At 67.4% G+C, this 14,941-nt stretch carries 9 protein-coding genes and 1 tRNA gene; 7 read left to right on the top strand and 3 right to left on the bottom strand.

Annotated elements, in window-relative coordinates; translation table 11 throughout:
- Positions 1–40 precede the first annotated feature (40 nt).
- The 4 genes from OXQ33_RS16785 to OXQ33_RS16770 all read left to right on the top strand — a co-directional run bounded on the left by OXQ33_RS16785 (position 41) and on the right by OXQ33_RS16770 (position 5,620).
- Positions 41–117 (top strand) — tRNA-Met (locus tag OXQ33_RS16785).
- Between the two features lie 382 nt (positions 118–499).
- Entirely contained in the window at positions 500–1,924 is a 1,425-nt protein-coding gene (locus OXQ33_RS16780) for a carboxylesterase family protein (protein ID WP_267435856.1), read from the top strand.
- A 106-nt stretch (positions 1,925–2,030) separates the two neighbouring features.
- A complete protein-coding gene (locus OXQ33_RS16775) occupies positions 2,031–4,598 on the top strand; it encodes an EAL domain-containing protein (RefSeq protein WP_267435854.1) in 2,568 nt (855 codons plus the stop codon).
- Positions 4,599–4,693: 95 nt separating this feature from the next.
- Complete coding sequence (locus OXQ33_RS16770) at positions 4,694–5,620, top strand: crotonase/enoyl-CoA hydratase family protein (RefSeq protein WP_267435852.1); 927 nt, start codon at positions 4,694–4,696, stop codon at positions 5,618–5,620.
- On the opposite strand, the gene OXQ33_RS16765 is transcribed toward OXQ33_RS16770, so the two are convergent.
- Together OXQ33_RS16765 and OXQ33_RS16760 are read right to left on the bottom strand one after the other, a co-directional pair.
- The gene (locus OXQ33_RS16765) at positions 5,621–7,582 is read right to left on the bottom strand and encodes an EAL domain-containing protein (RefSeq protein ID WP_267435850.1); all 1,962 of its coding nucleotides are present in this window, start codon (positions 7,580–7,582) and stop codon (positions 5,621–5,623) included.
- A gap of 287 nt (positions 7,583–7,869) precedes the next feature.
- Positions 7,870–8,157, bottom strand: a complete 288-nt coding sequence (locus OXQ33_RS16760) for a hypothetical protein (protein WP_267435849.1) — start codon at positions 8,155–8,157, stop codon at positions 7,870–7,872.
- 255 nt (positions 8,158–8,412) lie between these two features.
- On the opposite strand from OXQ33_RS16760, the gene OXQ33_RS16755 reads away from it, so the two are divergent.
- Positions 8,413–9,162 (top strand): Crp/Fnr family transcriptional regulator, encoded by a 750-nt coding sequence (locus tag OXQ33_RS16755; RefSeq protein ID WP_267435848.1) that lies wholly within the window; start codon positions 8,413–8,415, stop codon positions 9,160–9,162.
- A 285-nt stretch (positions 9,163–9,447) separates the two neighbouring features.
- Here OXQ33_RS16755 and OXQ33_RS16750 read toward each other — a convergent pair whose 3' ends face one another.
- On the bottom strand, positions 9,448–11,724 hold the full coding sequence (locus OXQ33_RS16750; protein ID WP_267435846.1) for a glycoside hydrolase family 3 N-terminal domain-containing protein: 2,277 nt from the start codon (positions 11,722–11,724) through the stop codon (positions 9,448–9,450).
- Positions 11,725–11,898: 174 nt separating this feature from the next.
- Here OXQ33_RS16750 and OXQ33_RS16745 point away from each other — a divergent pair, with 174 nt between their 5' ends.
- Together OXQ33_RS16745 and OXQ33_RS16740 are read left to right on the top strand one after the other, a co-directional pair.
- Positions 11,899–12,918, top strand: coding sequence for a LacI family DNA-binding transcriptional regulator (locus OXQ33_RS16745; protein WP_267435844.1), 1,020 nt, complete (start codon positions 11,899–11,901; stop codon positions 12,916–12,918).
- A gap of 428 nt (positions 12,919–13,346) precedes the next feature.
- Positions 13,347–14,876, top strand: a complete 1,530-nt coding sequence (locus OXQ33_RS16740; RefSeq protein WP_267435842.1) for a L,D-transpeptidase family protein — start codon at positions 13,347–13,349, stop codon at positions 14,874–14,876.
- Positions 14,877–14,941 lie beyond the last annotated feature (65 nt).

Genomic DNA, 14,941 nt, shown 5'->3' with positions numbered 1-14,941 from the left:
CTAAAAACCCATTCACATATGTCCCACTCTCCAGTTTTGGCGCGGGGTGGAGCAGCCCGGTAGCTCGTCAGGCTCATAACCTGAAGGCCGCAGGTTCAAATCCTGCCCCCGCAACCATCACAACACACATCCTCGAAAGCTCACGCTTCCGGGGATTTTTCGCGTTCGCAAACCACCGAGGCCATCGACCAACTCACCACCGAGATCAGGGCCGGCCGATAGCCTTACACGCTGGCCCGTATACGCCTTCCACAGCCCCGCTCTCGCCCGCCGTCCGAAAGACCCCAGCCGCGTATTCCGGTGACACGCCGGGCCTGCGTGGCATATCCACAGCGCGCTGGAGGAACGGCCGCCATGGCAGCGACAACGGGGATCGTCACCTCGGCCGAACCGCGGGAATGATACGCCCCCCTCTTCCCAATAGACGGGCTTCCTCACTATCCTGCTGAAAATGGCCGCGAAGCATCGCGGCTACGACGCAACGTGAGGAGAGGGGACCGTGAGCATTTCCCTGAAGGCCGTAGTGGTGGCGGTGATCGTGGCCGCACAGACGCCGTCCGACGCTCCTGTCATCGTCACCGATCGCGGGGTGGTGCGGGGCAGTGTGACGGACGGGGTCGCCAGTTGGAAGGGGATCCCGTTCGCCGCCCCGCCCGTCGGTCCGCTTCGCTGGCGGGCCCCTCAGCCCGCCGCCGCATGGACGGGCGTGCGGGATGCCACGGCCTATGCGCATGACTGTATGCAGGTGCCGTTCCCCAGCGATGCCGCGCCGCTGGGTACGACCCCGGCAGAGGATTGCCTTTATGCCAATGTCTGGAAGCCGGTCGCGGGGCGCGGCAAACTGCCGATCGTGGTCTGGATCTATGGCGGCGGCTTCGTGAATGGCGGCGCGTCTCCGCCGACCTATTCGGGGGCGGAACTGGCCAGGCAGGGCGTGCTGTTCGTCAGCTTCAACTATCGGGTCGGGCGGTTCGGCACCTTTGCTTTGCCGCAACTGACCAAGGCGGATGAAGATGGCGGGCGGTTGGGCAATTACGGGATCATGGACCAGATCGCCGCGCTGCAATGGGTCCGGCGCAACGCGGCGGCGTTCGGGGGCGATCCGTCCAACGTCACGATCGTCGGCGAAAGTGCGGGCGGCATGTCGGTGCACATGCTCAACACCTCGCCGCTGGCCAAGGGCCTGTTCCACAAGGTCTTCGTCATGTCGGGCGGCAATGGCCGATCCGATGGCAAGACGCTGGCCGATGCCGAGCGGATCGGCGCAAATTTCGCGCGGTCCCAGAATATCGATCCCGACCGCCCCGATGCGCTGGCGAGGCTCCGCGCGCTGAGCGCCGAGCAGGTGACCGACGGGCTCAACATGACGGCGCTGTTCCGCCCCCAGCCCGGTCCCCCCACCCATATGGCGCCCTTCGCCGATGGCAAGGTCGTGGTCGATATGGGCCGAGCCTATGCCGAGAACCGCTTTGCCCGTGCACCGATGGTCGTGGGCGCGACCAGTGCCGATATCGGCGGCATGACCGGCTTCATGATCGCGGGCGCGCGGGACGTGGCGGGCCGTATGGCGGGAAAGGGCGTGCCGGTGTGGGAATATCGCTTTTCCTATGTCGCCAACGCGGTGGACCAGCCGGGCGCGCAGCATGCGACCGACATCCCCTTTTTCCTCGACACCACCGCCATCAAATATGGCGATGCGACGACATCCCGCGATCGCGCCCTCGGGCAGGTGATGAGCCGTTACCTGATCCAGTTCGCCAAGACCGGCGACCCCAATGCGCCCGGCCTGCCCGAATGGCCGCGTTATGCCCGGGCCAGCGATCGGATCATGGACTTCGTAGCTGACGGCAAGGCCGTCGCCCGGCCCGATCCCTGGGGCCGGGAAATCGAGGCGGCGCAAGGGGCGGCAATAGGCGCGCCGTAACCCTCATGTCGAACAATCCGCCTCCCAGGTTAATTCGGTAACCGAATTTACACTTGCCTTATACTTAATATAGCCCGCTTAGAGTGGGTTGAGGGCGGGCAGGTAAATGGGGGCCGCGAAAGTGGCATCGGACATCAAGGCGGTGGCGCTCGCGTTGCTGATGCTGCTGGCGGGGTTGATGTCGGGAACGGCGTCGGCCGCGACCATAGACCTGCGTCGATCGGCGTGCGGCGCCATATTGCCCGATGGATCGGACGCGGCGAGGGTGGTGAGCGCACCCTATCGATGCCATGGGCAAGAGCCGAACCGGGGCGCGCCCTGGCTTTGGTTGCGTCTCGACGCGTCGAAGCTCGGCGCGCTGCCGCCGAACTGGGACATATTGATCGACCAGACCCGGTTCGACCGTATCGCCCTGCTGGTCGTCGGTCGTGACGGCAGCATGCGGATCGAGCGTTCGCCCGACGAATTACGGGGGCATGGTGCCCCTGGCGGGCTTCTGCGTTTCGTCATTCCCTTGGCGGGGCGCGACGTGCGCGGCCTGTATCTGGGCTTTCGCAACATCGACGAACTCTATCTGATGCGCAAGCTGGAGGCGCGACCGGGCGTCCGGATGACCGATGGGGACATTCGCTGGCTGTTGCTGATGGGGTTGTTCACGGGGACGCTGTTGTCCGCGCTCCTCTATAATCTGGTGATCCACACCGGCCAGCGTCCCGCGTTTCAGCGCTGGTACCTGCTGTGGGTCAGCGTCGCACTGGCCTATGGACTGGTCTGGACGAACACCGCGGCGTTCCTGGTGCCGTGGCTGATCGGGCCGCTCGCGGTCCGGTTGAACCTGGTGCTGGTCGGCCTGATGGTCGCGGCGGGGAATATGTTCTTCTTCGCGGTGATCGAGGAGGGCGTATTGCCGCGCCGCTTCGCCATGGCCGGCCGAACGCTGTCGATCGCGGGGGCGGTGCTGGGGTTCCTGGCGGCGGCGGATGGATGGTTGCCGCCGGGGATCACCGACCGACTGCTCAATTACGTGATCGCGGCCACGGCGGTGCTGATCGCCCTGTCGTCAGGAATCGCGGCCCGGCGCGGCAGTCGGGTGATCTGGTTCTATCTGATCGGTTGGGGGCCGGTGATCGGCGTCTTCCTGGCCCGGTTGACGCGCAATCTGGGCTTCGCACCGCAGAACGACATCGTCGATATGGCGACCTTCGCCGCATTGGCATTCGAGGCGCTGGTCCTGTCGCTGGCGATCGCCGACCGGTTCCGCCTGATCCGCCAGGAACTGGAGCTTGCCCGCCAGCGCCGCGAGATCGACCTGGCCGAAACCAAGACGTTGCGGCTGGCCGCACATACCGATTTCCTGACCGGGCTGGGCAATCGCTTCGCGTTCCAGCAACAGGCCCATGAATGGATGGTCGCGGACAGGGCTTTCAGCCTGTTTCTGGTCGATGTCGACTTCATGAAGGACGTCAACGACCGTCTGGGTCATGCGGTCGGCGATACGCTGTTGCAGCATGTCGGCGCGGTGCTGGCCGATACGGCGCGCAGGTGGCCGGGGACGCAGATCGCCCGGATCGGCGGCGACGAGTTCGCGATATTATGCCCCGGCACGCAACGGGATGAGATCGCCCTGGCCGACGCGGCGATCGGGCTTCAAGGCGATGTCTGGCATGCCGAGGATCGCGACCGTCCGCTGTCGCTCAGTATCGGGTCGGCGCGCTTTCCCGAAGACGCGCAGGCGGTCGACCTGCTCTACCAGAATGCCGATCTGGCGCTGTACACCGCCAAGCGGCTCGGCCGGGGGCGCTATACCCGCTACGATCCCTTGCAGCGCTCGCTGCGCGACCTTCAGATCGCCTTTATCGACGATGCCGAACTGGCGATCGAACGCGGCGAATTCCTGCTCTACATGCAGCCGATCGTGTCGCTGGATACCGGGACGGTGGGCGGTCACGAAGCGCTGCTCCGCTGGGATCACCCGCGCCACGGGCTGTTGCCGCCGGATCGCTTCGCCGATGTGCTGGTCGCGGAACGGATCGGGCTGATGATCCAGGAGCATGTGCTGGAACTGGCACTGGGCGCGCTGCGTGAACAGGGCGAGCGGCTGGGCGTGCTCAGCGTCAACTTCACCTCGGCGCAACTGGCGGGTCCACGCGGTGCGCGGGAAGTGCTCGACCGGCTGGCCCATCATGGCGTCGCGCCCGACCGGCTGTGCGTCGAGGTGACCGAGGGCGTAATGCTCGACCGGGCGGCGGACAGCATCCTCGCCAATTTGCGCACGCTACACGATGCCGGGGTGTGCATCGCGCTCGACGATTTCGGCACCGGCTATGCCTCGCTCGTCCATCTCCGCCAGTTGCCGGTCGATCGGATCAAGATCGACCGATCCTTCGTCGCGGGCATCGACGAGTCTGTTGGCGGGACGCTGGCGATCGTCCATGCGATCGTCGGTCTGGGCCGCGGGCTGGGCAAGGTCGTCGTCGCCGAGGGGATCGAGACCGAGGTGCAGGCGCATCGTCTGAGGCAATTGGGGTGCCAGCTGGGGCAGGGCTATCTCTATGGGCACCCCGCGCCGCCACCGGCATCGGGGGAGGCCGACCGGGCCCGACGGCGGTCGGTCGCGCAGGAGCATGGACACCGACCGAACATCCCGGCCATCCCCAGGGTGACGGCGGCGTAAGTCCTTCCAGATACGTCGCTTTGACGGACGTCTCGGTAGGTCGCCGGGCCTATCTTCGATGTGCAGCATGGTGCTGCATGTCGAGAGTAAAACCCATGACCGCTTATGATTTCAAGATGGCGACGGACATTCGCAGCCCGCGCCCTGTCGAAAGCCACCCGTCGCGTGCCGGGGATGAGGGGATCGCGGCATCGTTTCGCCTCGAACAGCTCGATACCCGCTACGATCCCGATACCCGGACGCTGTGGACCGATATGCGGGCGCGGACACGGCCCAGTTTCAACGCAGATTTGCTGCGCGATTTCGTCCGTTGGCAGGAGGCGATCGTCACGGCCGCCGATGGAGGGGACATGCCCATCCGCTATGTCGTGCTGGGCTCCGGCTTTCCCGGCGTTTTCTCGCTGGGCGGCGACCTGAACCTGTTCGCGCAGGCGATCCGCGACCGCGACCATGCGATGCTGGTCCATTATGGACGGACCTGCGTGCAGATCCTCCATCGCAACATGCGCGGGCTGGAGCGACCGATCATCACCATCGGCCTGGTCGAGGGTGACGCGCTGGGCGGCGGGTTCGAGGCGCTGTTGTCCTTCCATGTCGTCATTGCCGAGCGGGGCACCAGCTTCGGCCTGCCCGAGACGCTGTTCGGCCTCTTCCCCGGCATGGGGGCGCATTGCTTCCTGTCGCGGCGGCTGGGTGCGGCTCGGGCGGAGCGGATGATCATGAGCGGTCGGACCTACAGCGCGGAGGAACTGTACGACATGGGGCTGGTCCACAATCTGGCCGAACCGGGCGAGGGGCGGCGCATGGTCGCCGACTATATCCGCCAGAATCATCGGCGGCATAGCGCGCATTGCGCCATCTATGAGGCGTCGCGCGCGGTCAATCCGCTGCCGCTGGAGGAGCTGGAGGCGGTGGTCGACCTCTGGGCCGATGCCGCATTGCGGCTGACCGAGGGGGATCTGAAGCGGATGGAGCGGCTGGTCGCCGCACAGACCCGTCTGCGCGAAAAGGCCGACGCCTGATCAACCGGCCCCGGGGATCGCGATCGCCTTCCCGGGGCCATCATCCTCCAGCCCCAGATCGGCGAACAGCGCGGACAGCCGGTCCGCCGTCATCGGCCGGGCGAGCAGGAAGCCCTGCACCGCGTCGCACCGCGTCCGCCGCAACTGTTCGAGCTGCGCGGACGTCTCCACCCCTTCGGCCACCGTCCGCATGCCCAGCTTGGCGGCGAGTTCGACGATGGTCTGCACGATCGCGACCGAGGCGGGGTTGTGCTCCAGATCGATGACGAAGGACCGGTCGATCTTCAGCGTCTGGAACGGGAACTGGGTCAGATAGCTGAGCGAGGAATAGCCGGTCCCGAAATCGTCCAGCGTGGTGCAGACATCGATGCGGTTGAGCGCGGTCAGCGCGTCGATCGAGCGTTCGACATCGTCGAGCAGCACCGTCTCCGTCACCTCCAGGGTCAGCCGCTGCGGCGGCAGGCCGCTCGCCGCCAGCGCCGCCTTCACCGCCTCGGCCAGATCGGGGGTGCGCAACTGCACGGGCGACAGGTTGACCGCGACGGTGACCTCGGACGGCCAGGCACTGGCTGCCATGCACGCCTGGCGCAGCACCCAGTCGCCGATCGGGACGATCAGCCCGTTCTCCTCGGCGATGGGAATGAACTCGCCGGGCGACACCGGCCCGAATTGCGGGCTGTGCCATCGCAGTAGCGTCTCGCACGAAGTGATATTGGCTTGCGCCAGACGGAAGATCGGCTGGAAGAGCAGATGGAACTCCCCCCGCTCCAGCGCGCCGTCCATCGCGGCGGCCAGTTGGCGGCGGCGCTCGATCTTCTCGTCCATCACGGGTTCGTAGAGGAAGAAGCGGCCCCGTCCATTCTCCTTCGCGCGATAGAGCGCCAGATCGGCATTCTTCAGCAGCGTGTCGGCGTCCCCGCCATCCTCGGGCGCGATGGCGACGCCGATCGAGGCGGAGGTGCGCAGGACATGGCCGCTGAACGCCACCGGCTCGCGCACCAGGTCGAGGATGGTCGTGCCGATCCCGCCCGCCGCCTCGGCATGGGAGATATGGCAGAGCACGGCGAACTCGTCCCCGCCCAGTCGGGCGACCAGCCCCGCCTTGCCGAAATGCGCCTCGAGCCGCCGCGCGACCTGGACGAGCAGGGCATTGCCCGCCAGATGGCCGAAGGAGTCGTTCACCTCCTTGAACCGGTCGAGATCGAGCCAGAGCAGCGCCAGCTTCTCCCCCGTGGTGGACAGGGTGCGCAGCCTTTCCTCGAAATGCTCGCGGAATGCGGTGCGGTTGGCCACGCCGGTCAGGTCGTCGCGGCGCGCCATCCGCGCGTGATGGTCCGCCAGCGCGGCCTTTTCCTGCGACGCGACGGTGGCGCGCAGGATCGCGGCATAGGTCTGTTGCGTGATGTCCATCATCGCGACGACGAACAACAGGATCACCGCCGCCATCAGCGCCTTGAGCGGCTCCAGCGGCATGAGCAGCCCGATGGCGAGCGGCAGCGAGGCGCAGCACAACTGCGACAGGGCGATCAGCGGCCGCCCGGCATTGCGCCCCGCGATCCCCGCCGCATAGCCGATCGCGGTGGTGACCGACAGGAGATGCAGCGTGCCGTCCTCCGTCCGGGTCAGCGTCAGCAGCCCGAACAGCCCCAGCAGCGCGGCATAGCTGAGCGCGCCGAGCCGATAGCCGCGCTCCTGCTGGCGGACGGTCGCGGTGCGGCGGGTCCATAACGTGTCGACGATGCGGACCAGCCCGACCAGCGCGATGCCGAGTGCGCAGGCCATCAGCCAGTCGTCCCCGCTGGCGATGGCGACGACCGCGGCGATCGCACTGCTGGTCAGCGCGCCGATGATCAGCGAGCGCGGCGAGGCATAGAGCGACTCGACCAGCACGGCGCGGACCCGTGACGAGACCTGATCATCGGCCTGCCGCAATCGCCTCACCCGGTTGATTAATCGTCGCATTTCAATCTCCTGGGCGCTGCCTATCGCATTCGCCCGCCGGACCCAAATGGCGTATCGGGGCAGGAGTGGGCGGGGCAGGGGACAGGGCCGAAGCCGTCGGGCCCAGGCGACAGGGCTGTGCCCCGTCGAGCCGGGGCACGACGGAACGGCGCCCCGGATGGCGGGGCCATGGCATGGCGGCAGTCATGGGCACTGAACGACGCAATCGCCGGGAAAGGCTCATGCCGTCGTTACAGTTGCGTAAAAAGATGCCGGGCGTTTGGAGGACACCGGCCCGTAACGAACGGTCAGTCGCGATCGATACCGCCGGGCGGGGTGGCGGTGGATCGCATCCGCCAGCGGCTGCTGACCTCTACCTCGTCGAACACGTGCCGCCCGAGCATCACCAGGGCGCTGCCGATGCTGGCGCCCAGAAAGCCGATCGCCGCCAGCGCCAACGCCGTCGCGCCCGGTGACACAGGCGAGGGGTGCTCGGCATAGAGATGCGTGATCGCCGCATAGGCGATTGCCCACAAAACCAGTCCGCCGCCCCGCAACGCCCCATCCGCGCGCCGCGTTCGATGCCATGCCGCCATGCCACAATCCTCGTTGCGGCCCTCCAGCTATCGAGCCCGGCATAGCATTTCGAGACGGATTTCCGGCTTTCGCATAGCATCGGCATAGTGGGGGCCGCGTCCGTTACCGGACCGGTACCGTTTCCGGGCGCGGGGTGGCGTCGGGCCCGATGACGATTTACCGCCGTGAGCTTGATGTAGACGCAGGACGACCGACGGCGCGGCGGCTATCGTTACGCTTGCGGTCGTGTGATTCGTCCTTTCGCGACCGCGCGAGTGACACGAAAGGAAACCGGCATAGCGTACCCGATCCACCGTTTCCACGCCTTCGCCGCTCTGACCGCGCGGGAGGAACAGGCCCTTCTCGCGCTCGGTGATGACGAGGTAGTCCGGCGGCGCGGCGAGACGTTCCAGCGCGAGGGCGACAGCGTTCGCGGCATCCACATGCTGAAAAAGGGATGGGTCAGTTCCTCGATCCTGCTGCGCAGCGGCAACCGGCTGGTGCAGAAGGTGCATCTGCCCGGTGACATGCTGGCGACGCCGAGTATGGTCCTGCCCCAGGCGGCGGACACCCTGACCGCGATTACCGAGGCGGTGACGGCGTTCGTGCCCTATGAGCGGCTGGGGCGGCTCTATCATGACCTGCCGCGTCTGGCGGCGCTGTTCACCATGGCGGTGCAGATGGAGCGGTTGGCGCTGATGGATGCGCTGGCCGTCACGGGCAAGGCGTCGGCGCGCGAGCAACTGGCGCGGCTGCTGCTCGATCTTCACGCCCGGCTGACCCCGATCGGCGCGGTGCAGGAGGATGGCTTCGTCATGCCGCTGACGCAGGAGATCATCGGCGACCTGCTGGGGCTGACCGCCGTGCATGTGAACCGGACGATCCGCGCGCTGGAGGTGGAGGGGCTGGTCGCGCGGTCGGGGCATCGGGTCCGGCTTCTCGACCTGGGCGCGCTGCGTCGCCTGTCGCCGCTGTCGCCCCGACAACCCCAGTTCGAGCCCGCCTGGCTTCCACCGGCGCTATGAGCGGATACGGGGGCTTTCCCGAGGATCGATCCTCGCAGGCAAGGAAGGTGCAATAGAGTGATCCGAGCCGAGCCCCTCCCCTGAAGGGGAGGGGTGGATCGACCTCACGTCATCCCGCCCTGGCAAAAGGGGCTCCATTCCTCCCCTTACAGGGGAGGGGGACCAGCGAAGCTGGTAGAGGGGTGTCCCGCTATCGAGAGGGCGACACCCCTCCGTCAGGCCTGACGGCCTGCCGCCTCCCCTGCCAGGGGAGGAATGGCATGAATATCGACCTTTGCTGGCAAGCTATGCTGTCAGCTCGAACGTGCCATGCGCGCCCTCGGCCTGGGCGGATGGTGCGATCCAGGCGTCGAACAGGCCCGGCTCGACCGTGGGGCGAAGGTCCCTGCCCAGAAATTCCAGTTGCGCGCGGGTCAGGGTGAAGCTGACCTTCTCGCTCTGACCGGGGGTAAGCGCGACCTTGCGGAACGCTTTCAACTCGCGGACCGGGCGGGTGATGCTGGCGACGCGGTCGCGGATATAGAGCTGGACCAGCTCCTCGCAGGCACGCTTGCCGGTGTTGGTCACGGTCGCCGATACGGTGATCCGCCCGTCCCATGCCAGGGTCGCGGGCACCTCCGCCGCCCCATAGCGGACCGCGCCATAGGTCAGGCCATGCCCGAAGGGATAGAGCGCGGCATGGGGCGCGGTCCGCCACTGCGTCTTGTAGGGGACGCGCGGACCCTCGGGTGCGGGGCGGCCCGTCGCCTTGTGCGCGTAATAATAGGGCTCCTGCCCGCTTTCATGCGGAAAGCTCAGCGGCAGGCGACCCGAGGGGCCGACCGCGCCGAACAGGATGTCGGCGATGGCATGGCCGGTCTCGGACCCCAGGAACCAGGTGACGAGGATCGCGGGCGCGTCGCGCACCGCCCCCTCCAGAGCGAGGCCACGTCCGTTCTTCAGCAGGACAACCACCGGCTTGCCGGTCTTCGCCACCGCCTCGGCCAGTTCCATTTGCGGCGTGGGGACGGTGATGGAGGTGCGCGACTGCGCCTCGCCCGACATGGTCTCGCTCTCGCCGATCGCCAGCACGACCACGTCCGCAGCCTGCGCCGCCGCGACCGCCGCCTCGATCCCGCCGGGCAGCGGCTGCTCGACGCCCGAGCCCGGCGTGACGGTGACGTTCCGCGCGCCCGCGTCGCGCAGGCCGGTGGCCAGGTCGATCGCCTGGTTGTTGTCGCCATAGACCACCCAGGGTCCGTTCAGGTCGTGCTGCCCGCTGGCGAAGGGCCCGATCAGCGCGATGCGGCGGTTCTTGTCGAGCGGCAGCAGGTCGCCGTCATTCTTGAGCAGCACCATCGCCTTCTGCGCCGCCTCGCGCGACAGGGCGATCGCGGCCTTGGTGCGGGAGCGCGCCTTTTCGCGCTTGCGATCGATCCGGCGGAAGGGGTCGTCGAACAGGCCGAGCATCTGCTTGACCGCCAGCACCCGCCGCACCGAGCGATCGAGCACCTCCTGCGGCACGGCCCCCTCGCGCACCAGGGCGGGGAGGTGCTCGGCATAGAGGTTGGACTGCATGCTCATATCGACGCCCGCCAGAAAGGCGAGGCGCGCCGCGTCCTTGCCGTCCTTGGCAAAGCCCGCCGCGATCATCTCCTCGTCGCCGGTATAGTCGGACACGACGATGCCGGGGAATTTCCACTCGTCGCGCAGCAACTGCTTCATCAGCCAGGGATTGGCGGTCGAGGGGATGCCGTCGATCTCGTTGAACGAGGCCATGCCGCTCATCGCGCCCGCCTGGAACCCGGCCTTGTAGGGCGGCAGATAGACTTCGCGCAGGGTCCGTTCGGACAGGTCGACGATATTATAGTCCAACCCGCTCTCGCCCGCGCCGTAAGCGGCGATATGCTTGATGCAGGCCATGACCGCATCGTCGGCGGACAGATCCTCGCCCTGGAAGCCCTTTACCCGCGCGGCGGCGAACAGATTGCCGAGCAGCACGTCCTCCCCCGCGCCCTCCACGGTACGGCCCCAGCGCTGGTCGCGCGCGATGTCGACCATCGGGCAGAAGGTCCAGTCGATGCCCGCCGCCGCCGCCTCGAACGCCGCCATTCGCGCGGTCCGCATGGCGAGATCGGGCTCGAAGCTGGCGGCCTCCGCCACCGGCACCGGGAAGATGGTGCGATGGCCGTGGATCACATCGGCGGCGAAGATCAGCGGGATCTTCAGCCGCGAATCGCGCATCACCGCGCCCTGCATCCGCCGCGCCATCTCCGCGCCATTGCCGTTGAACACACCGGTCAGCTTGCCCGCGACCGCATCGGCGATCTGCCCCTCGAAGCTGGGGCCGTTGGAGGGCGGGTTGAGCGCGGTGGCGATACCGCCGCCCCAGGCCGCGGCATTGAGCTGCAACTGCCCGGCCTTCTCCTCCAGCGTCATCTTCGCCAGAGTCGCCTCGATCGCGGGGGACAGGGCGGTGCCGTCGCCCCGCGCCAGCAGCGCACGGGCCGGGCTGGCCGCCCATGCCGCCACCGCGCCTGCGCCCAGCAGCGCCGCTCGGCGCGAAATTCGGATGTCGGACATGGACAATCTCTCTCCTAACATGCCACGATCGGGCGAACGTCCTGCGCTTCACCGGTCGCATGGACTTTTGCAGTGACAGCCTTTTGTAACCGGTTACACAGGCAAGGCCCCTCGCACAAGCCGCGTTGGGCCCAGCCGGATCGACCCGGTCATGTCCGGGAAAGGGGTGGGTGTGTGAGGCAGGGATCGGCCACGATCCGCGATGTGGCGCGCGAAGCGGCGGTCTCGGTCGCGTCGGTATCGCGCGTGATGAACGGGCATGTCAGCGTCCATCCGGAGACGCGCGCGCGGATCATGGCGGTGGCGCAGTCGCTCGGCTATGTCCCCCATGCGGGCGCGCGGAGCCTGTCCCTGTCGCGCAGCCATGCGATCGGCGTCGTCCTGCCCGACCTTCATGGCGAATTCTTCTCCGAGATCGTGCGCGGGATGGACCGGGAGGTGACGGCGCGCGGCTATCACCTGCTCCTGTCCAACATGCATGCCGATGCCGTGCTGGCGGCGCAGGCGGTGCGGTCGATGCGCGGACGGGTCGACGGCATGATCGTCATGGCCCCGCAACTGGATACGCAGGCGCTGGACGAGGCGCTGCCGCCCGACATGCCCGCCATGCTGGTCAATTCGTCGCCTGGCGTGGCCCGCGCCGCGCTACGCATCGACAATGCCGCCGGGATCGCGGCGAGCGTCGCGCATCTGGTGGCGCAGGGGCGGCGCGCGCTGGTCCATGTCTCTGGACCGCCCGCCAATATCGACGCGGAGGAGCGGCGCAGGGGCTTTCTCGACGCGATGGCGCGCCTAGCCCCCGAGGTCGAGCCGATCGTGATCGCGGGCGACTTCCATGAGGAATCGGGCGGCGCGGCGGTCGCGATGCTGCGCGCGCGGGGGATCGCCTGTGACGGGATCGTCGCGGCGAACGACATGATGGCGCTGGGCGTGATGGCGGCGCTGCGGACGGCGGGGGTGGACGTGCCTGGCGCGGTCGCGGTGACGGGCTTCGACGATATTCCACTGGCCCGCTATCTGGGGCTGACCACCGTCCGCGCGCCCATGGCCGAGATGGGCGCGCGGGCGGTGGCGCGGCTGATCGACGCGCTGGAGGGCGGCGAACTGCGCCCCGAGGCGGAAACCATCGCGACCGAGCTGGTGATCCGCAGCACGACGCCGGGCAGCGTTATCGGAAGCGGCGGAAGCCTTTGAGAATGGCCTTTCCTCGCTTCGTCGAATGATGGCGATCCAGGGCCAATCAACATTCATGCTACGGCTTCTTCCCTCTCCCCTGGATAGGGGAGAGGGTTAGCGGAGCTTGCCAGCCTGCTGGCTAGCGCAGCTTGGGTGAGGGGTTGAGCGAGCCGCAGGCTCGCGCGCTCGCTTGCGCGAGCGCAGCACCCCTCACCCAGCTCCGACTAAGCCTTTGCTACGCAAAGACTAAGTCTGCGCAACCCTCTCCCCTCTACGAGGGGCGAGGGGAAAGAGGAGCATATCGGAATGTCGATCGGCCCTGGCACCAAGGCCGGGCGCGAAATTCCCCGTCGATCCCGGGATCGGTTCAGCTTGGCGTAGGATTGCATGTTATAAGCGCGCGCTCCTGCGACGACATTCCGACGAATAGGGGCTATCATACCGACATGACCGCATCGCATTTCCCCGTTTTCGGCCCCTCCATTGCCCGGCTCCTCGGTTCGCTGGCGGCTGGATCGCTGGTGGCCACGCCCCTGATGGCGCAGGTCGCGCCGCCGCCGGTGATGCTGCCGGGCACGTCCGCCCAGGCACAGACGCCGCCCGCCGCCATCGTTCAGCCCCTGCCGCAGACCGCCGTGCCCAGCGTCGCCGTCCCGACCCTGTCCGACGCACAGCTCCGCCAGCTCGCCACCCTGGTCGCGCAGGGCGAGGTGACCCAGGGACTGCGACAGGGGCCGCCGCGCGACCTGTCCGGGCTATCGCCCACCGCGCTGACCCGGGTCGCGCTCGATTATGCCCATGCGGTTCATGCCGGTCGGCTGGATACCGCCGATTTCACCAAGGATTGGGGCATCCGTCCCCAGGCCTATGACCCGCTGCCGGGTTTTGCCGATGCGGTGCGCCGCGACCGGCTGGCGGCATGGATCGCCTCGCTGCCGCCGCCCTATGCGGGCTATGACGCGCTGGTGAAGGGGCTGGCCCGCTATCGCGCGATGGCGGCGGCGGGCGGCTGGACCGCGTTGCCGGCGACCACGATCAATTTCGGGGCGAGCGGGCCGCAGGTGCTGGCGCTGCGCAAGCGGCTGGCGATGGAGGATTCGACCGTCAGCACCAGCGGGGAGACATTCGACGAGGATCTGCTGGCGGCGGTGCGCCGGGCGCAGCGGCGCTATGGGCTGAACCCGGTCGGCACCGTCGGGTCGCAGACCATCGCCGTGCTCAACGTGCCCGTGGCGCAGCGCATCCGCCAGATCATGGCAAATATGGAGCGCTGGCGCTGGTTGCCGCAACAGCTTGAGGCCAAGCGTGTCCAGGTGAACATCGCTGCCGCCGTGCTGACCGTGTTCGATGGCGACAATCCGGTCATGTCGATGAAGGCGGTGACGGGCCGTCCGGGCAACGAGACGCCGATGCTGGTCTCAACGATCCGCAGCATCGTGCTGAACCCGCCCTGGAACGTGCCCAGTTCGATCGCGAACAAGGAATTGTGGCCCAAGGAGCGGGCCAATCCCGGCTATCTGAAGCGGGCGGGCTTTCGCGTGATCGACAATGGCGACGGCAGCAAGCGGTTGCAGCAATCGTCGGAGAAGAGCGCGCTGGGGCGGTTCAAGTTCGATTTCCCCAACGACTTCGCGGTCTATCTGCACGATACGCCCGCGCAATCGGGCTTTTCCAAGTTCGACCGGCTGGCCAGCCATGGCTGCGTCCGGCTGGAAAAGCCCGCCGACCTCGCCGCGCTGATGCTGAAGACCACGCCCGAATGGCAACCGGCGCAGGTCGATGCGGTGCTGGCGTCGGGCAAGACGGTGCGCGCGACCATGGCGGAGCCGGTGGCGGTCTATCTGCTCTACTGGACCGCCTTCGCCAATGCCGATGGCCAGGTGGGCTTCCGCGAGGATCCCTATGGCTGGGACGCGCAACTGGCGACCAAGATCGAGGCACGCTCCGCCGAGCGTGCGCAGGCCAACACGAACTAAAAAAGGTCAGGCAGGAACATGAGGACGATCACGAACAAGCGCACCATGGCGTTGCTGGCGGCGGG

Origin of the sequence: Sphingomonas sp. GM_Shp_1, assembly GCF_026540895.1 — a bacterium.
Taxonomy (GTDB): domain Bacteria; phylum Pseudomonadota; class Alphaproteobacteria; order Sphingomonadales; family Sphingomonadaceae; genus Sphingomonas.
The sequence above is the reverse complement of the archived record's forward strand: the minus strand, read 5'-3'. Positions and strand labels throughout refer to the sequence as shown.